This window comes from Acinetobacter sp. YH12049 (assembly GCF_013419875.1).
Classification (GTDB): domain Bacteria; phylum Pseudomonadota; class Gammaproteobacteria; order Pseudomonadales; family Moraxellaceae; genus Acinetobacter; species Acinetobacter amyesii.
Window position 1 is genome coordinate 77,108 of record NZ_VOZH01000004.1, and the last position, 21,663, is coordinate 98,770.

A 21,663-nucleotide genomic window follows, 5' to 3' on the forward strand; every position below is an offset into this window, starting at 1 on the left:
ATAACAAGTTTATTCCATCGCTTTTAAACGCGTAATAATTTTGTCGTATTCAGCTTCTGTATTTCGATAGCGAGTTTGTAACGATTGAATGTATTCTTTTTTCGCTACCATATTTTTTTGATTATTATCCAACATTGTTTTTAATTTTGCCGGAACGGTTTCACCTTTTCGAAAATGTTCACGTTCTTGGCGAACAAATAATACACGATCATTTTGTAATTGTTTTAATTGTTCTTGTTCAAACACGATCTGTTTACGTATACCAGTCAGTGCATCACGCTTTTTAATTGCCGCAGTTCGGCTATTGGTATAGGCTTTTTTAAGTTTGATATCTGATGCTTGCTGACGTGCTTGGGCAGCACGCTGAGGAGCTTGTCTAACATCGGCTTCAGCATTGTAGGGGCGGTTACGTTTAATCACTTGCATATTTTGATCAAGTGCTTCATAACCATAGCGGATGTGATTTGGTGTCACATTGGTACTGATGTTTGCTACGCCTTTACTGTCATAGTAACGATACCAAGTCGCCTTTTGTGGTTGCTGCGTATTGGTTGGTGCAGCAAATAAAAGCGGGGTATAAGCCAGTAAACAAGTCGTCAGAATGACTTTTTTTGAGAAATGTTTAAGGCCAATCAAGTGAATTTTTTTTGTAAACGGACTCAACCTTGTACTCCCCAGTTTAAAGTTGACTAAATTACTTATTTTAAAGTAATAATCTTGCTATAATATGCTTAATTAACACAATTAAATACTATTCCAAGTTAAAAAAAAATCGTTGGTCATCGGAAAGTGTGAAGCAGTTAATAAAAACAAGAAATCTTGTGTGTTTGCGCAGAAAATGTTCATTGAAAAGGCAAGTAAAGATATGTTAAAAATGTTCACAACTTGTAAATAATAATGCTGCTAACTTAATTGTTTGTACATCCTCAATGGGTAGGGTCAATAAATGGACGATAAATTCCAAAATCTAAAAGTCATGGTAATTGATGATTCAAAAACCATTCGTCGTACGGCCGAAACGCTGCTTCAGCGTGAAGGATGTGAAGTAGTCACTGCTGTAGATGGTTTTGAAGCACTTTCAAAAATTGCAGATGCGAATCCAGATATCGTATTTGTCGATATAATGATGCCACGTCTTGATGGCTATCAAACTTGTGCCCTGATTAAAAACTCTCAAAATTATCAAAATATTCCTGTGATTATGCTTTCAAGTAAAGATGGTTTATTTGATCAGGCGAAGGGTCGTGTTGTAGGTTCTGATGAATACTTGACTAAGCCATTCAGTAAAGATGAATTGCTGAATGCAATCCGTAATCACGTTACAGCTTAATTAGATTTTTTATTTTTTGGGGAAAAAGCATGGCACGTATCCTAATCGTTGATGATTCACCAACAGAAACATTCCGTTTTAAAGAAATTTTAGGTAAACACGGATTTGAAGTGATTGAAGCTTCAAATGGGGCAGATGGGGTGACGATGGCTCAAGCTGAGTTACCTGATTTGGTCTTGATGGATGTGGTAATGCCGGGTGTGAATGGATTCCAAGCAACACGTCAAATTGCACGTGGTGCGACCACCAAACATATCCCGATTGTCATTGTAAGTACCAAAGATCAGGCAACTGACCGTGTTTGGGGTAAACGCCAAGGTGCTTCTGATTATCTAACTAAACCTGTAGACGAAAAACAATTAATTGATGTGATTAAGCAACACCTCAATGCAGGATAAAGCTCTATGGCAGCAAATGGATTTATCGAATTACTTCGAATCGCAAAACGAGGAAACAAGAACTACGTTTCCACTGAAAATGAAGTAAACCGATGGTCAGGCATTGCTTTTGAGATGATGGGGCAATATTACGTTGCTCCTTTAGGTGAAGTAGCTGAAGTGATCTACCCACCAAAATATACGCCAGTTCCCAACACCCAACCTTGGGTGATAGGACTAGCCAATATTCGGGGACGCTTACTTTCTTTGTCTGACCTAGCACAATATATAACCGGTCATCGAAGTAGTTTTTCACCCACTCAAAAAGTTTTATGTATTAGTCATAATGACCATTATGTCGGTTTGGTAGTCGATCAAGTTTTGGGTATTCAACACTTTAATAAGAAAAGTTATTTTTCTAAACATAATGAGTTGGATCGAAATTTACAGGAATATTGTCAGGGGTATTTCCACCAGCATAACCAGCAGTGGAATGTATTTCTCTTCAGTCGTTTACTGCAAAATCCAAAATACATGAACGCATCTATAAAATTTATAAATTAATTGTCGCGCACGAACGAAAGAAGGCGTAATCGGGGAGAAGCTGAATGGGCTTTAAACTTAAAAAGAAAAATACGGGTGAAAGCACCAGTGGTCGTAAAGGCGGTAATGCTTTTCTGGCAAAACTGCAATCACAGACAGATCAATTATCTCGAGTTTTTGGTGATAGTGAAAAATCCAAACCATTTATTTATGGTGCGATTGGTTCATTAGTACTGGCAACGATTATTTTATTATACCTATTCTATAGCGTTCCTCGCGGTAACCAATTAACGCAAAGTTTGGGTGAACTCCGTCTTCTTTCGCAAACAATTTCGCGTCAAGCAACTGAGGCAACTGCATCAGGTACTGAAGATGCAATGAAAAAATTAATTGCCTCTCAAGATTCGTTCAAAGAAAACTTAGAAACTGTAAAAGATATTCATGCAAATACCGATGCGCTGAAATCTGTAGATACGCAGTGGGCTGAAGTTTCAAAAAGTATTGACTTGATTACTTCGCAACAAAAAATCATTAACAAGTTATATGACACGAACATCGCGATTGGTGAAACCATTCCGGGGATTCAGGCTGAATATAACTTGATGGTCGACCAAATGGCACGTCAAGACATGCCTTCGAACCAGGTGGTTATTGCGAAAAACCAAGTATTCATTGCAGAACGTATTTTACGTTCGATCAGTTCGGTACTTTCAGGTTCTGATAGCTCACGTGAGTCTGCGGATGACTTCAGTGCCGATACTGAAACCTTCGGTTTGTACTTAAATGCTCAATTGGATGGTAGTACAGAGCTTGGTGTACAACGTATTGAAAGCCCTGAATTACGTGAGTCACTTGAAGGTATTAAAGCTGAATATGATGACGTATTGAAATCAGCGGCTGCGACGATTTTGAAAAACTCAACGCAAATTGTGAACGTACGTAAAGCATCTTCACAAATTTTTGCTGAGTCAGACAAATTGTTGGGTAACTTAAATCAATTGTCTTCTAGTACTGGTCTGAAAACCATTTTACCTGCGGTACTGTTGATTCTTGCTTTAACTGCCTTCTTGATCTGTGTATTCAAACTTCTTTCTTTACGTGGTCAATCGGATAAATTCCGTGTAACCCGTCTTCAAGAAGAATATGACCGTAACCAGAACGCGATTTTACGTTTACTCGATGAAATTGCCGATCTTGCAGACGGTGACTTACGTTCGTATGCGACGGTATCTGAAGACTTTACTGGTGCGATTGCCGACTCGATTAACTTCGCAATCGACCAATTACGTGACCTTGTATCGCGTATTACAGAAACTTCTCAAGAAGTTGCACAATATACGGCGAATACGCAGGGTATTACCAACCAGCTTGCAGAAGCATCTGAGCATCAGGCGCAAGAGATTGCTGGTGCATCTGCCGCGATTAACGAAATGGCAATGTCGATTGACCAAGTATCTTCGAACGCTGAAGAATCAGCTGTCGTAGCAGAACGTTCAGTACAAATTGCTGCAAACGGTGCAGATGTTGTAAACCGTTCAATTGAAGGTATGGACACGATTCGTGAGCAGATTCAAGAAACTTCAAAACGTATTAAACGTTTGGGTGAGTCTTCTCAAGAGATTGGTAACATTGTCGCACTGATTAACGATATTGCCGACCAAACGAACATCTTGGCATTAAACGCAGCAATTCAGGCGTCGATGGCGGGTGAAGCAGGTCGTGGTTTCGCCGTGGTAGCGGATGAGGTACAGCGTCTTGCGGAACGTTCAGCGTCTGCAACCAAACAGATTGAAGGCTTGGTAAAAACCATTCAAACGGATACTAACGAAGCCGTAATTTCAATGGAACAAACGACTTCGGAAGTTGTACGTGGTGCGAACTTGTCTAAGGATGCCGGCGTAGCACTAGATGAAATTCAGTCTGTATCGGGTAACTTGGCGAAACTGATTGCAAACATTTCGGATGCTGCAAAACTTCAGTCTGCTTCAGCAGGTCATATTGCGACAACGATGAACGTTGTACAAGAAATTACCTCGCAAACTACCAGTGCAACATTTGATACTGCACGTTCGGTATCTGAATTGGCGAATATGGCTGAATCATTACGTGAATCTGTATCTGACTTTAAACTCCCAGAGTAAGTCAGGCGCAAACCTGCAGTACCTTAGCTGCGGCTAGGGTACTGCACCGATTACAGATAACACATCGATAAGGTGAACTTAACGTCACAGTTAAGTCTTAGGTGATGGTTACAATTAAGTTTGAGCAACCTTCTTGGTGGCAAAACATAAGAAGCCTTAGCTATGAAAGAAATATTAAAAAATTTAGTTGAAACAACTACGCTTCCTGAAGATAGTTATCTTGATCAAGATGCAGAAATTTTAGAGATTTTTGTTGAAGAAATAGAAGAAATCTTTGAAGAACTGGCGGGTTTATTTACAACTTGGTTGGAAAATCCACAAGATAAAGAGACTTTAACGACGATTCGTCGTCATTTCCATACCCTGAAAGGTTCAGGTCGTATGGTCGGGGCAAAATCGGCGGGTGAAACTGCATGGGCAGTTGAAGATACGCTGAACCGTGTCATTGCGGGTTCAGTACAGTTAACGCCGACCGTTCAAAAGTTTGCACAAACAGTTTTAAATGTTTATCAATATAAGCTCTATCCACGGTTTAAAAATGTTGCCGAATTGGATGTTGACTTACGTCCATTGGTTTTAATGGGGCAACAATTACAACAAAATATTAGCCTTGAGCCTGCACTCGAAGAATTATTAAAACTGGCAGATCAATTAAAATCTGAAGATGGTGTCACTGGTTTAGAACTGACTGATGTTGAAGCTACAGCACCTGTAGAAGTGCTTGAAAACACGATTGATGCGGTTGTTGAATCAGAACCTGCTCCTGAACAAGTGGATGCAGATGCATCTCTGGTCGAAGAGACAGTGAGCATTTTTATTGAAGAAGCTGAAGAACATCTACAAACGATTGATCAGTTCCTCCAATCTGATGATAGTAAATCACAAGACTATAATGGCTTGATTCGCGCGCTACACACCTTACGTGGTAGTTCGTCGATGGCACAAATCGAAGAGATTTTTGAAGCCAGTTCAAAAGTTGAAAATTTATTCAAAACCTTATTGCAAGACGAAATCGTATCGAGCTCGAAAGAAACTGCTTTATTGATTCAATATGCTGAATTTGTTCGTGATTATTTACACGTGCTGCGTTCAGGAGATAAGGCAAATCTTGCATCTATTTATGAAACCTTCAAAGCCGCTTGGGATGATTATGGTTTTGCTAGCCAAGATCAATTGGCGCCTGAAGATAATCCACAAGGTTTGGTTTCTAAACTAATCGAATTAAATATTGATCAGTTATTAGATGCTGAATTTGAGTTTGATAAACGTGCCCTTGCTGAATTCCCAGACTATATTCAACAGCTCAGTCAACAAGCTTTAGAGTTGATTGAACATACGGATAATCGTGCGTCTGTTGGAATCCATGATTTCACAACTCAACTGCGTGCAGCATATCAGTCTTTAGTTGAAAAGCGTGAATTACTCCATGCTGATTATGGCTATGAGTTATTTGCGCAAGCACATCAAGAGTTTATTCACTTATTTGACACTTTAGCTGCGGGTCAGCGTGTGGTGTTAAGTGAAGAGGTTCAGCGTTTCTTAAATGAGCTGACTGCATTTGTTCAACAAGACATTGAAGCAGTTGCAGCGACGACAACACCAGAAGCCCATGTAGTTGCTGAACCTGTTGCCACAGTAGAAGATAAAGCCGCTGTTGCAAATACAACAGCAGTAGACTTTGCACAATTAAGTCAGCGTATTCAACTTGATCATCAACAGATGCAAGCGGTGGATGCGAATAATGACTTTGATGAAGATCTTTTAGGGATCTTTATTGAAGAGGCAGAAGAGTTATTGGTGGGGATTGACCAAGACCTTAGTACTTGGACACGTGATCAGACCAATACTTCAGCTTTGAATAATTTAATGCGTTATTTGCATACCCTAAAAGGTGGTGCAAATATGATTGCCGCATCTCATGTGGGTTTAATTTCGCATGAATTAGAATCGATTTATGAGCGCATTATTCGTCAGCAAATTTCGATTACGCCTGCGTTAATTCAAATTATTCGTTTAGTGCAGGATGATATTTCAGATCGTATTCAAACCATTCGTGACCAAGGGATCGACTACCCAGCGAATAATGTGATCGATATTCTCAAGAATATTCAGTCAATTGTGGCAGGAGAGCGTTCAGAAGCTGTTGTATTGGCTTCGGCCCCTATTTCTGCTGAAACTGAACAAACAGCAGTAGAACCAGATGTATCGGTGTCAGAGCCGATGGATGTTGCTGAAGACACTGCAGAAGCAGTGGTTGAAGCTCAAACGACTGCTCACACTGAGTCTGCTGTTGAACATCTTGAACATGCGGTTGCTGAACATGTTGAGCATCCAGATGACGATCTACGTTCTGTCATGGAAGAAACCTTCCTTGAAGAGTCTGAGGAAATTCTTGAACAAGCCGTTCAATTATTAAATCAATGGACTGAACAACGTAGTGACCGTAACGTATTGCTTCAATTACAACGTGCTGCCCACAGTATTAAGGGTGGTGCGCGTATGGTTGAAAATGAACCTGTTGCCGCAATTGCGTATCAACTTGAGACGACGTTTGAGCATTTCGCGGTTCATCATTTCAACTCAAATGCATATGACGGCTTACTCAAAACGACGTTGGCATGGTTAAAAGAAGCGATCTTCAACCACGACTATAGTAATTTTGATAGCATCAAATTGAGCCTAGAATCCATTCAGTATGTGGATGTTACGGTTCAATTGCCAAACCGTGTTGCAGAATTAGAACAAGGTATTGTCAGTAAAGGCTTTGAATTTATTCAAGGTGATGGTGTTGAACCTCCATCTATGTTGGGTGAATGGTCTGAAGCTAATTCTTCTGATAACAGTAATGAGATGATTCGTATCTCGGCTGATCTCGTCGAGAAGATGATTGACTTATCAGGCGAAAACTCGATTAACCGTTCACGTATTGAGATGGACTTAGGTCAGCTAGGCAATACCTTGAATGAAATGGAGTTAGCAATTAAGCGACTTGCTGACCAGTTACGTCGAATGGATGGTGAGCTTGAGTCACAAATTATTGCCAAACATGGTTCTGAAAATTCACGCTATGCGGATTTCGACCCATTGGAGATGGACCAATATTCATCGATTAACCAATTGTCAAAATCTCTAGCCGAATCTGCGTCGGATTTGGTTGACTTCAAGAGTACTTTGGCAGAAAAAATCCGTGATGCGGAAGGTCTGTTATTACAGCAATCACGTATTCAGTCAGAAATTCAAGAAAGTCTGATGCGTACCCGTTTGGTGCCATTTGATCGTTTGTTACCACGTTTACAACGTATTGTGCGTCAAACCTCTTCGACCTTGAACCGTCCTGCAGAATTGATTGTTCAAAATACAGAAGGTGAATTGGACCGTACGATCTTAGAGCGTTTGGTGACACCATTTGAACATATGCTGCGTAATGCGGTCGACCATGGTTTAGAAGATCCTGCTGACCGTTTGGCTTTGAAAAAGCCAGAAGTGGGTAGCATTGTCTTGAATATTAGTCGTCAGGGTACTGATGTACTGGTGTCTTTCAGTGATGATGGTAAAGGGATTGATGAAACCAAAATTAAAGACAAAGCCTTAAAACTTGGTTTAATCAAAGCGGATCAGTTCCTCGATAAACAAGAAATCTTGCAATTGATCTTCCATCCAGGTTTCTCAACGGCACAAGCGGTAACGCAAATTTCGGGTCGTGGTGTTGGTCTGGATGTGGTGCAAAGTGAAATTAAAGCATTGGGTGGTCATGTTTCCGTTGAGTCTGAGTTAGGTAAAGGGACGACCTTTACCATTCGTGTACCAACCACAGTAGCGGTCAGCGATGCCTTGATGGTGAAAGCGGGCGATCAGCAATATGCAATTTCATTAGCGCAAATTGAACGTATTGTCCGTATTGCACCTACGGCACTTGAAACTTACTTCAATAGTAAGGATGACGTGTTTAAAATTGACAACACCAATTACAAACTACGTTATCTATCAGAGTTTGTGGGTAATCAGCCAATTCCACGTTTAAATAATGTCGGCCATTCATTGCCTGTATTGCTAATAAAAGGCAACAGTGGTCAAACCATTGCTTTATTGGTAGATCAGCTGGTGGGTTCACGTTCTCAAATCGTGGTGAAACCAATTGGTCAACAATTTACCAGTGTGGCCGCGATTGCAGGTGCCACGATTCTAGGTGATGGTCATGTATGTTTGATTTTGGATGGGCAAAATATTGCACGTCAAATTCAAACTACGCAGCGTGTTAAACATTCAGCTGAACAGCGTGATTTGGGCCGTCAATCCAATGCACGTCGTTTAGTGATGATTGTCGATGACTCGGTGACAGTACGTAAGGTGACTTCACGCTTACTTGAACGTCAAGGTTATGACATCGTGACCGCGAAAGATGGTGTAGATGCAATTGAGCAGCTTGAAAATGTCCGTCCAGACTTGATGCTACTCGATATTGAAATGCCACGTATGGATGGTTTCGAAGTGACAAACTTAGTCCGTCACCACGACATTCACCGTGACTTGCCAATCATTATGATTACATCGCGTACTGGTGAAAAACATCGTGAGCGTGCATTTAGCTTAGGTGTGACTCACTATATGGGTAAACCATTCCAAGAAGCTGAATTGCTTGCCAATATTGAAGCTTTAATTGCAGAAAAGCAGGGGTAATCTATGAGCCAAAATACTGTTTCTCAGATTGTCAGCGATAAAATTGATCAACAGGAACTGCAACATCTCATTACGGTATCTACTGGGTTTATCGATGCGTATATCATTGATTGTCATGGTAAAGAGCCAATGTTGTTGCCACAAAATATTGTGCTATCAGCGCTTGATAGTGCAACCAAGGTTCCTTTTGTTGAATGGCATGAATTGAAATTGCCTGTTTTCTCAGTCAATGATCCTGCCAAAAATCAGGGTGTGGCTTTGGTGATTGAGGGTGATGATGTTGGGCAGCGTTTTGCACTGATGTGTAATGAAATGCCGAAAACCATTCGTCTGCGTATTTCTGAAGTGGTTGATGAAGAAAAAGCTGTGAAAGATGCCAATATTTTCCAATATGTACGCATGGCCGATCAGGTATTTCATATTCCAAATTTAGCCAATATTCAAAACAGCATTGGGCTTCAAGCGGCTTAGTATTTGTAAAAACGAGATATAAAAAAGGAACTCAATGGAGTTCCTTTTTTTGACTATGTGGGGAATATTTAAGCCAACAGGTTTTCTAAAATCTTTTCGTAAATTTCAGAAAGTGGTTCCAACTCTGCCACATTGACGTGTTCATTGATTTGGTGAATCGTGGCATTTAAAACACCCAGTTCAAGCACCTGTGCACCTGTAGGCGCAATGAATCGACCATCAGAAGTTCCACCACTGGTCGAAAGTTCTGTTTCTGTCCCAGTAACATCTCGAATGGCATCACGTGCGGCATTCACTAACTCACCGACAGGGGTGAGGAATGGAAGACCAGATAACGTCCAAGAGATGTCATATTCAACACCATGACGATCTAAAATTTCCAAGGTACGTGCTTTGAGTTCATCTGCCGTTACTTCTGTTGAATAACGGAAATTAAACAGTAAATTCATCGTGCCCGGAACAACGTTGGTTGCACCTGTGCCGGCATTAATATTGGAAATTTGGAACGACGTTGCAGGGAAGTATTCGTTGCCATTATCCCACACGGTATCGCAAAGCTCAGCCAATGCTTTTGAAGCTGTATGGATTGGGTTGATTGCTAGATGTGGGTAAGCAACGTGACCTTGTTTACCTTTAACTGTTAAATTGGCATTTAGCGAACCACGACGACCATTTTTAACAATATCGCCAAGTGTGTTGGTGCTTGAAGGTTCACCCACCAAACACCACGTCATTTTTTCATTACGCGCTTCTAAAGTTTCAACAACTTTGACTGTCCCATTGATCGAAGGACCTTCTTCGTCAGAGGTAATGAGAAATGCAATAGAACCTTTATGGTTTGGATGTTTCGCAACAAAACGTTCGGAAGCGACAACCATAGCTGCCAACGCTGTTTTCATATCTGCGCTGCCACGACCATATAGTTTTCCGTCGCGAATTTCAGGAAGAAATGGGTCAGAACCCCATGCATCCAAGTTACCCGTAGGTACCACATCAGTATGACCTGCAAAGCAAAATACTGGTGCTTCAGTCCCTTTACGTGCCCAAAGATTATCTACATCATCAAAACGCATATTTTCAATGTTAAAGCCAATCTTGGCTAAACGATCTGCCATAATGTTCTGGCAGGTATGGTCAATCGGTGTCACCGACGGTTGGCGCAGTAGTTCTAGGCTGAGATCAAGAGTTGCTGTTGAGGTCATGCTAAATACAGAAGTCAAAAATGTCGCAATATAATAGGCGAATCAACAAGCGAAGGGAAATTTAGACGTAAAAAACCCTATTAAAAAAATAGGGCTCTTTTATAAAATCTTGGGAAATAAATTAATTGCGGCGAATTTCTTCTGAAGTTTTCTCTGCAGTATTGGTTACCGCATCTCCAGCTTTAGATACGTCTTGACCCATACCCTTTACTGTATTACAACCTGTCAGTATAAAAGCGACCATAAGTGATGCAGCTAGAATTTTTTTCATTGACTGTATTCTCCATTATGAAAGAATAATTTTTAGAGGAATAAATTATTCTGATGTGAGATTTAGATTAAAAAATGGCCGTATTAAACAGTAGGTGGTTTTTATGGTGATTAAGTAAATTAATGTAATTTCTACTAAACTACAAATTTCGCCTTCCGTTATTTTAAGTGATTTGCGGTAAAACCAAGCGTGGTTGTCTATACATATAATAGCTTTCATCACTGCTTTTTTTATACAGGCCATCTGTCCACCAATGAGCGGTTTCACTTGTGGGTTGCTGCTGCACGCAGATCCATTCATGTCGTTGTAAGCGATAATAGCCTTGACTTGTGGATGGAATAGCGTGTCCCCATTGACCTATTCTGCGCGCAGGATTGACCCAGTTTGGCAATGTGTTGGTACGCTGAATAGGTAAATATAATTGACCTTTTAAAACACAATAGCGCTGTTGAATTTGCTGCCCAAGTGCTTCATCAAATTGGAATTGTTTTTGGGTGAAATGATTAAGCTTACGAGCCAAAGTATCACTACGATTTAAGCCATACCAATAGGGTAATTGAAAATCACGCTCGGCTAGATAATATTTTAAAGCCACTTCCCAATGTTCAACTTCATCACTTTCGGTATTTTTTAAAACAAAATCGAGTTCACCTACTGTACGAGGGCCGTCAATTTTTTGAATGCTATGTCCGAGTAACTGGTAGGGATGGTATGGGTGATCGAGAAGCCAAAACCATATAAACATTTCGAAACGTAAACCAAGGCGAGTACTTTTTAATTTTTGTAAAAATTCTACTAATGCACTTGGGTGTTGTTCGAGTTGTTTTAAACGGGGAAGGTAGGCTTCAAAATGTTTTTGCCAAAGCTCGCTTGGATGAAAATGAAAGGGATAGCGGATTTCGAGTTCATTGGGAATTTGCTGCAGAATATTTGGGCTAGCAATACAGAAAGCCAATTGGCGAACTAAGGGCTGTTTAAATTGCAACCATGGCTCAAAATAAGACGACGTTGTCGGGGTTACAGCCATATTGAAACCTTTCGAATAATGCAGAATAACAACGGATAATTGTTAAAAACATCTTATACTACCTGAATTGAAAGTTCAGGGTAGCGGTATGAAGACGTTGTTTTGGCGAAGCTTAGTGGTTGTCTTTGTCATTTTAGGCTTTATAGGGGCTTTATTGCCGGGAATGCCCACGACAGTCTTCTTAATATTAGCAGCATGGGCAGCTTCAAAAGGCTGGCCACAAATGGATGCTTGGTTATTGAATCATCCTAAATACGGCCCAACCCTACGCGCTTGGCGCGAAAATGGCACCGTCCCCCGCAAAGCAAAATGGTTTGCATCGATCATGATGTTTGTGAGTGGTCTGATTATGCTTTTTACTTCTGCACCGATTGCCGTCAAGATTTTCACGGACTTAACCATGTTGATCGTTGGTATTTGGTTATGGACACGACCTGAGCCAAATCAGATGCGGACTATTGAACAATCGCCGCAGACTAAACAAGAAGATAAAGATAAGCAGAAAGAGCAAGAGCATGTCTGAATATACCCAAGATCAAGCCGATATCCTGATTAACTTGAAAGATCAAACTTTAACTTTGCCGAAGCTGAATAAGTTTTACCTGATTTCATCGGGTAAAAATGGCATTGGTGAGCAGGAAAATAGTGGTAAGACCCCACGAGGCTGGCATCAAGTCGCTGAAAAGTTTGGTGGACAACAACCTCAAAATGCAGTTTTTAAAGCACGTCAGTGGACCGGAGAGGTTTACGACGAGCAACTTGCTGCATCACACCCTGATCGGGATTGGATTTTATCTCGAATATTATGGCTCAGTGGTTTAGAACCCGGCTTTAATGCAGGTGAGGGCTGTGATACTTATAAACGTTATATTTATATTCATGGCACACCAGATCGCGAGCCTATGGGTATACCGATGTCACATGGTTGTATTCGCATGCGAAACAGCGATGTTGTAGAACTTTATCAATTGATTCCATTAAATGCGCTGGTTTACATCACTGAACATTGAACACGTCGTTAAAAGCACAAGCCATGAAAACCGAAGTTCATGGCATCAAAACTAAGATTTGAAAAATTAAAGTGAGTTTGAAAGGCGTTTTTTTGTCAGGACTTTTGTCAGGACTAATGCTCGCAAACCAACAGAAAGTCGTGTTTGAATGTATTTTGTACACTAGGGTGTTTTAGAATGCAGTGTGTGTGGTGAATTAATCGTCGGTTCGCTGAACGATTAGCTATGAGTCCACGCGAAAAACTGTTTTTATGTGAATGATGCAGAATATAAGTCATATTTTTAGTAATAAATTTACAGGTTTATAGCTAAAAAATGTTCAAAAATACTGATTTTTCCGCAATATAACTTATTTTTTAATCACTCAAACAGAAAAAGTGGAAAAGAGTTAGAAAAGCGTTTGACAGACCGTGAGGATTCTCTATAATGCACCTCATCAAACGATGAACATGTTTTGAAAAGGGCGCTTAGCTCAGTTGGTAGAGCGTCTGCCTTACAAGCAGAATGTCGGCGGTTCGATCCCGTCAGCGCCCACCAAACCTTTTCAGCGTTAAGATATTTAGAGTGCAGCGGTAGTTCAGTTGGTTAGAATACCGGCCTGTCACGCCGGGGGTCGCGGGTTCGAGTCCCGTCCGCTGCGCCACTTTAAATCTTAATTCGTTTGAACCACAATAGCGACATTGTGTAAGTGCAGCGGTAGTTCAGTTGGTTAGAATACCGGCCTGTCACGCCGGGGGTCGCGGGTTCGAGTCCCGTCCGCTGCGCCATTTACATGATAGATCTTTTGAGGGCGCTTAGCTCAGTTGGTAGAGCGTCTGCCTTACAAGCAGAATGTCGGCGGTTCGATCCCGTCAGCGCCCACCATATTTTTTGCGATGCAGCGGTAGTTCAGTTGGTTAGAATACCGGCCTGTCACGCCGGGGGTCGCGGGTTCGAGTCCCGTCCGCTGCGCCATTTCAAAGAATATAATTGTTGTACCCTTTAAGGGCGCTTAGCTCAGTTGGTAGAGCGTCTGCCTTACAAGCAGAATGTCGGCGGTTCGATCCCGTCAGCGCCCACCATATCTTTTAAGATATAGGTTGTGTTTCGAAAGAAACTACGTGATGCAGCGGTAGTTCAGTTGGTTAGAATACCGGCCTGTCACGCCGGGGGTCGCGGGTTCGAGTCCCGTCCGCTGCGCCATTTATCTTAAAAATCTCTGTTCAAGAGAATGCCTTTAGAAAAATCTTCGATTTTTCTCTTGCGCTCAGACAAAGCTTCGCTTTGTTACTCTTCGCTCAGGGCGCTTAGCTCAGTTGGTAGAGCGTCTGCCTTACAAGCAGAATGTCGGCGGTTCGATCCCGTCAGCGCCCACCATATTCTTCTATAGAAACTTCTTTATCCAAAAGCTTGCCTAAATTTTCTGATTTACATAGAATCCGCTCTATAATAATTTTAATATTGTATGTGATCTATGAGAAATCCATATCAGCGCAAGGCAGCGTCTAAAACTCAAACCACAAATTACAATCCTCAAGAAACCTATAAACAATTTATTGAAAATATGGTCGCTCAAGGTGGCGTGATTGCGTTATATCAAGATGGTTGGGCACTTTGTGCGACACCTACAGGTCAACGTTCCTTCGCCATTTGGCAAAACCGTGGTTTGGCACGTTTATTAATTAAAGACAATTGGTCCAATTATGAAATTCAGGAAATTTCATTAAAAGACTTTATCGAAAAAGTCATTCCGTTTTTACGCAGCGAGAGCACTACAGTATCTTTAGATTTAACCCCAGAAGGGCAAAATATTTTGGTTGCGCCTGAAAAGATGCTGTTAGATATTAAAAATTATTTATATCAAGTCTATCAACAGCGCCCAGAAATTTTTGAAAACCTTAAAATTCCTTTGCCACGTAGTATTCGTTTAAATTAATGGTTTATTTACAGCATAAAAAGTCCTTGTTCATTGGTCGAACAAGGGCTTTTTTAATATTCATTGAGTACAAAACCACTCAAAAAGGCAAAATATTCACGTAACCAAGAGTTGTAGCGGATGTACAGCGGTGTAGGTGCTGCAATGGTATACACTTGTGTATAGCCTAACTTTCGTGCAATTGCTTTTGCACGTGGGAGGTGAAAGTCACTACTGGCAATTGCAATGGGGGCATCAAGAGAAATCTGATGTTGTTTTAAAATCATTTTACTGTTGATCAGGTTGAGTTCTGTACTGGTACTTTTACTTTCTTCATATATGCCTGCCGCTGAAATGTCATAGTGTTGAAGTAAATAGCGTTTCATGACGGAAGATTCGGTCATTTTTTCATTAAAGCCTAAACCACCGGTCATGATCATAATAGTATTGGGTTGTTGCAAGGCATACGGTGCTGCGGCATCGAGACGCGCCTTTAAGGTCGGAGAGGGTTGACCATTTTCAATACCGCTACCCAAAACGATGATGGCTTGGAAGGAAGTAAATGGCTTAGATTGGTGGCTATTGAAGTGTAAATACGCAAAAAACAGCAAAAGGCTCAATAGCCAAAGCCAAAACAACCACCATGCCGCACGCCAGAGCCTTTTGAGTTTGGGGGAATGATCTAAAATATTGTGGATTTGGGTTGTAAATAGTCCGGATATAAGAAAAATACACCCAATGACTAAGGGTAAAAGAATGCCTAAATGAATTTTATCTAATGTAAGCAACCAAATGGCATCTACACAGAGCAGCAAGCCTACACAAAGCAGTAGTATTCTTTTCATTCAAAAAATTAAAGCAGTATCCGTATTTGGCCTAAGTATAGCGTGAAAAAAACCAGACACGAGGTCTGGTTTTGAGTTGGGGCTATTGATTAGTAAACATCTTATTAGTAAACATCACGGCGGTAACGTCCAGCTTGACGCAGTTCAGCAACAATATCTTCACCTAATATATCAATTAATGCGTGGTCAACGTCAGTTGCCATACCATTGATACTACCGCAGACGTAAATCACGGCACCTTGTTCTACCCATGATTTTAATAAGGTCGCTTGGTCACGTAGCTCATGATGCACATAGCGTTTCTCCGTTTGATCACGAGAGAAGGTGAGGTCTATGCGTTGTACTAAACCGGTGTTTTGCCATGCTTCAATGATGTCTTGATAAAAGAAATCATGTGCGCGTTGGCGCTCACCAAAAATCAGCCAGTTTTGCGTATAGTCTTGACGAACGCGTGCATGTAATAAGCTGAGTAAACCAGCAATACCGGTACCGTTACCAATACATATCACAGGACGATTATCTGCAATTAGATGGAATGATTCATTGGTACGAATACGCAGTTGTAGTGTGCTGTTGATCGCTGCATGTTGTGTTAACCAACCAGAGCCTAAACCAAGCTCACCATCCGCATTGGACTGCTGACGTACCACTAAGCGTAATACTTGCTGACTTGGAATACTGGCAATGGAGTATTCGCGAGTTGGAAGCGGTGGAAGCTGTTCGAGCAAATGATCAAGATTGGCAAATGGTTCAACATCCGTATTTAGGTTGCGATCCAATAATGCATCTTCAATGCGTTGCTGGGTAGAATCAACCACTTGTTGACTTTGAATTTGGTACTTTTGCATGAAGTTTGCAATACGTTCAGCACTATTACCCGGCTGAATCTCTGCAATATCACCCGCTTGCCAGTTGGCTTCATGTTGCGGTTTTAACTCAATATTAAATGCAGGTGCACCTAAACTGTTCGGGTTGAGTAGATCACGTTTGGTCAATGTCCATGCATCAAAAGTTTTTTCAATTTGCATGTGCTGAAGTTCAAGTTTAGTCGCTTTGGCTAAAGCGCTATTCCATGCTTGAATGGCTTGGGTGTCGCCATTATTGACTTCAATTGTGTCAAACAGGGGCTTTGCAGCATTACTTTGCATCCAACGATGAATCGCATGACCAAAGCTACAGAAAGTATCAGGATATTCTTTAGAACCTAAAGCTAACACGGCAAACTGAACATGACTCAAATCGAGGCGTTGTATCATCAGTTTACGTTCAAAGCTTGAAGCGAGGTCAGGTGCTTCGCCAGTGCCATAAGTACTTGCAACAAATAAAACCTGAGAGGCTTGCGTTAATTCATCTGCTGAAAGTTGCTGAACAGCTTTCACTGTGACAGGCTGACGAGCCTCTTGCAAGCTTGTTGCTGTACGCCATGCCAATTGTTCAGACTGACCTGTTTGTGATGCATAGCAAATTAACCAAGGCTGTGCATTGGGGTCGATGGTAACTGGTGCTAAGCTTTGACGGGCTTGCTGTGTCAGTTTTTTCTGTTTACGACGTTTGAGATAGAGCATCCATCCTGTGACAAAGAACAGCGGCATCATGAGGGATGCAATAACCACAAAGAACTGATAAATCGGTCCGAAGAAACTACCACGATGCACAGGCAACATGCTGGTCATGATTTTTTCATTCAACTTTTTATCTTCGTATAACTCGATATCGGTGAGTGCAGACGTTTGGTAGTTATAAGTCGCTTTGTTGCGAGCACGCTCATGTTGAGGGACTGCATCGACGAAGTTAATCTCTAATTCACCATTGGCTTTTTTCGGAATATTAAAAGTGACACTTGAGTATTCACGACCAATATTTTGATTAAAGCCGTTCCAACTTTGCGTAAGAGCAATATTTACTTGTTCTGGTTTTAGACCACGTTTTTCTCCGCGACCTTCAGCACCATGTTTGTTTTCTTGAGAGCCGTGTTCAGAGGGACTCGACGTTGCAGGGTTTCTTTCAGAACGTGCTTGGTGTTCACCACGAGTTTGTCCTGCTTCAGTGGCTTGTTTTTCAGCGCTTTGCTTTTCGCCCGCATGTTCAGCAGGTTGTCCATTCGTTTTTGGACCTTCTTGCAATTGGGGCTGTGGACGTTCAACGCCCATGACTTTAAACATGCCATTACGCCACCAATCATAAGACCAGTACAGACCTGTACATGCCAAAATGAGATAAAAAACAATCACCCATGTGCCGACGACTGCATGTAAATCCCATAGGAAATTACGTCCTTTGAGCTTCGGTTTTACTGTAAGCCATTGTTTTACAGAATGTCTTTTTGGCCAGCGCAGATATAAACCACTCAATACAAAATAAATCAGCATGAGTGTACATGCGCCCGTAATTTGTTTACCTACAGGGCCAACGGTTAAATTACGGTGTAGTTGCTGTACAAACTGGAAGAATTTTTGACCTTTGATTTCAGGTAAAACTTCGGCTGTATAGGGGTTAACCATCATGTTATAGCCACGACGAGCACCTTCTTTGACAATATTCACGGTACTTGAGGCGGTAGCATCTGAGGCAATAGAGATGCTGTTAATTTTCATGTCAGGATCAGACTGACTAAAGTGCTGATAAAGCTCAGCAGGGGTTAGTTTGGGCTGCTGTTGAGCCTGAACCACATAACTGTCCTGATTGATTGCTTTAAGTATTTGCTGTTCATAGGAATAAATGGCACCTGTAACCCCCATGAGCGAGAGTATTAAGCCGGCACTAATCCCCAAGAACCAGTGAATCTGGAAAAGGGTTTTCTTAAACATGATGAATTTAATATTGATAAAAGGTTGCTGAATTGCGACGAATTATAAACGATGATTTAGTAGAGAATGTGGAAAAAGTAAGTAATATTCATTCTCATTATTGTAATTATCAATAATTATTCAAAAATTAAACACATAAAAAAACCTCCAAAGAGAGGAGGCTTTTTATAAACAAATGTCTGTTAGGCTTAAATTGGTTTAGCAGGGCCTACAGTTTCATTTAAATGTTTACGAATGGTCGAAAATGGAAACTTCTTGCTATCCATACGTTTAGGCAAGATGTATGCACCGTCTTGACCCTTCACTTTAAAGTTTAAAAGGATGAAGTCTTTAGTGTCATACCATTCATGAATGTCTTTCCAACCGACAGTCATCGTCCCCATGTTTGCGCCCATACGTTGCTGCATAGAGATCCCGTGCGGCTGAACACCCATACGAATGCCTTTAATTTCTTGTACAGGGACTTCGTTCAGTTTGCGTTTCGCATACCACTCGATACCGAATTTACGCACAAGGAAGTAAATCACAACACAGACAATAGCTACCCAGCAAAATACTGTTGAATAGTTCTTAATAAAGATGAGGCCCAAGAGTGCCAGTGCAAGAATTGCACCCATAATTAGCCATGCTTTTTTGCCAATTTTGAAGTTACTGCGAGACAGAACAAGTTGAGCATAACGTTGTTCTTCTTCAGAAATTTCATAAGCCACTGGCTCTAGCGTGTAGGCATATAAATTTTTTGCGGTCATAGTGAAAGTAACAGATTTAAAACTGTAAAAAGTTTAGCATTATTTATACCAATTCAGTGAGTATATTGTTCCAAAATCATCCAAATTATAGCGAAGCCAGTTCAGTCGATGCCTGATCATGCTCATGACTGAGATTTTGTTTCAATTGGCTAAATTGGTTCAACACGTTAAACATCAACGAAAGCTGTTGTAGCACGATCAAGGATTTTTGATCTTCCTCGCTATTTTGTGACAACCGCTGACGGATTTCTTGCAACATATTTTGTGCCGTTAAGTCAGGTACTTCGTCACGTAGTAATGCACCTTGAATGTCATCTGTGGCTTTATCCAATAAGGTTAAGACCTGTTGGTCTTGAATTTTTTCACGATGCGCACCTAAGGCTGCGATATAACTAATAAAGGTATGATTGAGACACAAAAACTCAAAGGCCAAAGCTTTTTGAGTCGGATCGGTATCGGGTTCGGTGGCTAAAGTGGAAATCAGTGAAGCCACTTCTGCATCGGTATTATGGGCTGCACGACGGACCACACGATAATTCAACCCGTTATTACGACCAGATTTATATTGTTCAACCACTTCGGCCAAATAATCACACTGGGCTTGAATCGAACGGCTGATGGTTCGAGGCAGGCGACGGAATTTCCAGTCTGGGAAAATGAAACTCACACCAAACCATGCCAAGGCACAACCAATCAGTGTATCAATCATACGCGGCATAGCTGCAGCAAAACCCATTCCATCTAAGTTAAAGTTGATCAGCGCCAAAATGGTAATAAATGCAGTGGCTTGTGCATATTGCTTACTACGTAATTCAAAAAACAGCACGCCACTTAAAATGAGCAGTAATAACTGACCTTCGACAGAAGGGACAAAATATAAAATTGCATAACCTAAAATAATCCCGACCAAGGTGCCAATGATACGTAAATAGAGGCGGCGCTTAGTGGCGTTAAAGTTCGGCTGGCTGACAAACAGGGCAGTCAATAAAATCCAATAGCCATAACTGATATTGGTCACTTGGACAAAAATATAACCAATAAATAACACGGTCGATAAACGCACAGCATGACGGAACAGCACCGACTCAGGGCTCAAATGTTGTTTGAATCGAATGACGATGTCGTCCCAACCTTTTAAATCATCATCTTTTAAACGATTTTCAATCAGGGCTTGTCGGTCAATATAACGCTCGGTTTCGACGTTACGTAATTGCGCATCTATGCCTTTTAGGTTTTGGTATAAAGCAAATAAAGAGTTGATCCAAACTTCATCATATTTTTGCTCTTCACGCAGCTTTTCGAGTGACAGTTTTAGATTGTGGAATGCATGTTTAAAGCGTTGATTATGATGATAAGGTTTTCGCTGTAAGATGCTGATACTCAAATCTTTACAGGCTTTTCCTTGAATCGAGAGCACGCGTTGAAAGCGAAATAAAATATCACTATGTTCAAAAATACGGGTCAATTTTTGATAATCAATATGTGCGGAATCGGCACGTTCATGAATGTCTTGCGCGACAAAATAATATTGCAGGCTACGACGTGTATCTTTTTGTCCACGGTCGCCTTTTAAACGCGTTAATAAGGCCGTTTTCATATCGTTGAAAATGCCAATCAATTTGCCATTTTCGAGCGACAGCTCGATCAAACTTTGCTGATAACTTTCCGGTGTCATATCGACATCAAACAAGTTAGATTTTGCAAATAAGAAGTCACCTAGAGACGAATAGCTTTGCGCCAATTTGTCCTGAACTTGACGCACTGGAAACAGCAGAAAGCTCAAAGTCGAAAGCAGTCCATACCACATCGAACCGATGACCAATAAACCTGCTTGTGTATACCAATTTTCAAAAAGTTCGACCCCAAGCATGGAATACACGGAGATCACCAAACAACCATAAGAAATGGTGGCATAGCGACGACCCAATGAACCCAAAAGAATCCAACCGATACAAGAAACGATCAGGCCTAATGCAAATAAAATCGGATGCGGGAACAACAGATAAATGGATACCGCAGTAACAAAGAACCCAATATAAGTATAAATTTGATTGAGCACGCGGACTGAAAAGCGGTCATCGATATCACTTAGACCTGCGGCAACCACACCCAAGGTGAGGGGAATGGTCATTAATTGCTGATCTAAAAAATATGGGACAAAGGCTGTTCCTGCGAAGGCAATGACCATGCGCAAGTTATACATAAAGGTCGTGTTATAGGTTGCTTGTTTCAGTCGTGCGAGCCAGGCGTTCAAAATTTTTCCTTTGCTAAAGCGATGGGGCAGTAAGCAATGTGTATCGTGTGAATTTTCACATTGAA

At 41.1% G+C, this 21,663-nt stretch carries 16 protein-coding genes, 8 tRNA genes and 2 pseudogenes; 18 read left to right on the forward strand and 8 right to left on the reverse strand.

The annotated features are described in order from the left end of the window. Positions 1 to 9 precede the first annotated feature (9 nt). Entirely contained in the window at positions 10 to 603 is a 594-nt protein-coding gene (locus tag FTU05_RS02625) for a hypothetical protein (RefSeq protein WP_373685256.1), read from the reverse strand. Between the two features lie 343 nt (positions 604 to 946). Here FTU05_RS02625 and pilG point away from each other — a divergent pair, with 343 nt between their 5' ends. The 7 genes and pseudogenes from pilG to FTU05_RS02655 all read left to right on the forward strand — a co-directional run bounded on the left by pilG (position 947) and on the right by FTU05_RS02655 (position 9,539). Next, positions 947 to 1,330, forward strand: a complete 384-nt coding sequence (gene pilG, locus FTU05_RS02630) for a twitching motility response regulator PilG (protein WP_078191060.1) — start codon at positions 947 to 949, stop codon at positions 1,328 to 1,330. Between the two features lie 29 nt (positions 1,331 to 1,359). Beyond that, entirely contained in the window at positions 1,360 to 1,728 is a 369-nt protein-coding gene (locus FTU05_RS02635) for a response regulator (protein WP_078191059.1), read from the forward strand. A gap of 6 nt (positions 1,729 to 1,734) precedes the next feature. Beyond that, complete coding sequence (locus tag FTU05_RS02640; protein WP_180007529.1) at positions 1,735 to 2,271, forward strand: chemotaxis protein CheW; 537 nt, start codon at positions 1,735 to 1,737, stop codon at positions 2,269 to 2,271. Between the two features lie 44 nt (positions 2,272 to 2,315). Further along, positions 2,316 to 4,391 carry a methyl-accepting chemotaxis protein gene (locus FTU05_RS02645; RefSeq protein WP_078191057.1) on the forward strand — a complete coding sequence of 692 codons (2,076 nt, stop codon included), beginning with the start codon at positions 2,316 to 2,318 and terminating at the stop codon, positions 4,389 to 4,391. Between the two features lie 162 nt (positions 4,392 to 4,553). After that, positions 4,554 to 4,802: pseudogene (locus tag FTU05_RS18080) on the forward strand (Hpt domain-containing protein); the annotation flags it as partial. A gap of 381 nt (positions 4,803 to 5,183) precedes the next feature. Beyond that, positions 5,184 to 9,068, forward strand: a pseudogene (locus tag FTU05_RS02650) (Hpt domain-containing protein); the annotation flags it as partial. A gap of 3 nt (positions 9,069 to 9,071) precedes the next feature. After that, positions 9,072 to 9,539, forward strand: coding sequence for a hypothetical protein (locus FTU05_RS02655; RefSeq protein ID WP_078192254.1), 468 nt, complete (start codon positions 9,072 to 9,074; stop codon positions 9,537 to 9,539). A 68-nt stretch (positions 9,540 to 9,607) separates the two neighbouring features. Here the strand turns inward: FTU05_RS02655 and dapE are convergent, their stop codons facing one another. The 3 genes from dapE to FTU05_RS02670 form a co-directional block, all read right to left on the reverse strand. Beyond that, positions 9,608 to 10,741 carry a succinyl-diaminopimelate desuccinylase gene (dapE, locus tag FTU05_RS02660; protein ID WP_180025835.1) on the reverse strand — a complete coding sequence of 378 codons (1,134 nt, stop codon included), beginning with the start codon at positions 10,739 to 10,741 and terminating at the stop codon, positions 9,608 to 9,610. A 121-nt stretch (positions 10,742 to 10,862) separates the two neighbouring features. Continuing rightward, positions 10,863 to 11,012 carry an entericidin A/B family lipoprotein gene (locus tag FTU05_RS02665; RefSeq protein WP_180004989.1) on the reverse strand — a complete coding sequence of 50 codons (150 nt, stop codon included), beginning with the start codon at positions 11,010 to 11,012 and terminating at the stop codon, positions 10,863 to 10,865. Positions 11,013 to 11,175: 163 nt separating this feature from the next. Next, positions 11,176 to 12,039, reverse strand: a complete 864-nt coding sequence (locus FTU05_RS02670) for a DUF1853 family protein (protein WP_180039705.1) — start codon at positions 12,037 to 12,039, stop codon at positions 11,176 to 11,178. An 88-nt stretch (positions 12,040 to 12,127) separates the two neighbouring features. Here FTU05_RS02670 and FTU05_RS02675 point away from each other — a divergent pair, with 88 nt between their 5' ends. From FTU05_RS02675 to FTU05_RS02725, 11 genes are all read left to right on the forward strand, one after another. Next, a complete protein-coding gene (locus FTU05_RS02675) occupies positions 12,128 to 12,562 on the forward strand; it encodes a YbaN family protein (RefSeq protein WP_180039707.1) in 435 nt (144 codons plus the stop codon). Continuing rightward, positions 12,555 to 13,049 carry a cell wall-recycling L,D-carboxypeptidase ElsL gene (elsL, locus tag FTU05_RS02680; protein ID WP_180039709.1) on the forward strand — a complete coding sequence of 165 codons (495 nt, stop codon included), beginning with the start codon at positions 12,555 to 12,557 and terminating at the stop codon, positions 13,047 to 13,049. The genes FTU05_RS02675 and elsL overlap by 8 nt, the downstream gene beginning before the upstream one ends. A gap of 461 nt (positions 13,050 to 13,510) precedes the next feature. After that, positions 13,511 to 13,586: transfer RNA gene (locus FTU05_RS02685), tRNA-Val, on the forward strand. Positions 13,587 to 13,615: 29 nt separating this feature from the next. After that, positions 13,616 to 13,692: transfer RNA gene (locus tag FTU05_RS02690), tRNA-Asp, on the forward strand. Between the two features lie 47 nt (positions 13,693 to 13,739). Beyond that, a tRNA-Asp gene (locus FTU05_RS02695) sits at positions 13,740 to 13,816 on the forward strand. A gap of 21 nt (positions 13,817 to 13,837) precedes the next feature. Continuing rightward, positions 13,838 to 13,913, forward strand: a tRNA-Val gene (locus FTU05_RS02700). 13 nt (positions 13,914 to 13,926) lie between these two features. Next, positions 13,927 to 14,003: transfer RNA gene (locus FTU05_RS02705), tRNA-Asp, on the forward strand. A gap of 31 nt (positions 14,004 to 14,034) precedes the next feature. Then, positions 14,035 to 14,110 (forward strand) — tRNA-Val (locus tag FTU05_RS02710). Positions 14,111 to 14,154: 44 nt separating this feature from the next. After that, positions 14,155 to 14,231, forward strand: a tRNA-Asp gene (locus FTU05_RS02715). Positions 14,232 to 14,329: 98 nt separating this feature from the next. Beyond that, positions 14,330 to 14,405, forward strand: a tRNA-Val gene (locus FTU05_RS02720). Between the two features lie 97 nt (positions 14,406 to 14,502). Further along, positions 14,503 to 14,964, forward strand: a complete 462-nt coding sequence (locus FTU05_RS02725) for a DUF2750 domain-containing protein (protein ID WP_078191441.1) — start codon at positions 14,503 to 14,505, stop codon at positions 14,962 to 14,964. 53 nt (positions 14,965 to 15,017) lie between these two features. On the opposite strand, the gene FTU05_RS02730 is transcribed toward FTU05_RS02725, so the two are convergent. From FTU05_RS02730 to yccS, 4 genes are all read right to left on the reverse strand, one after another. Next, the gene (locus tag FTU05_RS02730; protein ID WP_180039711.1) at positions 15,018 to 15,788 is read right to left on the reverse strand and encodes a YdcF family protein; all 771 of its coding nucleotides are present in this window, start codon (positions 15,786 to 15,788) and stop codon (positions 15,018 to 15,020) included. A 104-nt stretch (positions 15,789 to 15,892) separates the two neighbouring features. Next, positions 15,893 to 18,595: a sulfite reductase flavoprotein subunit alpha gene (locus tag FTU05_RS02735; protein WP_180164179.1), complete on the reverse strand. Its 2,703-nt coding sequence runs from the start codon at positions 18,593 to 18,595 to the stop codon at positions 15,893 to 15,895. 188 nt (positions 18,596 to 18,783) lie between these two features. Beyond that, the gene (locus tag FTU05_RS02740) at positions 18,784 to 19,344 is read right to left on the reverse strand and encodes a YcxB family protein (protein ID WP_180004995.1); all 561 of its coding nucleotides are present in this window, start codon (positions 19,342 to 19,344) and stop codon (positions 18,784 to 18,786) included. Between the two features lie 85 nt (positions 19,345 to 19,429). Next, positions 19,430 to 21,598, reverse strand: a complete 2,169-nt coding sequence (gene yccS / locus FTU05_RS02745) for a YccS family putative transporter (RefSeq protein ID WP_180164181.1) — start codon at positions 21,596 to 21,598, stop codon at positions 19,430 to 19,432. Positions 21,599 to 21,663: the final 65 nt, after the last annotated feature.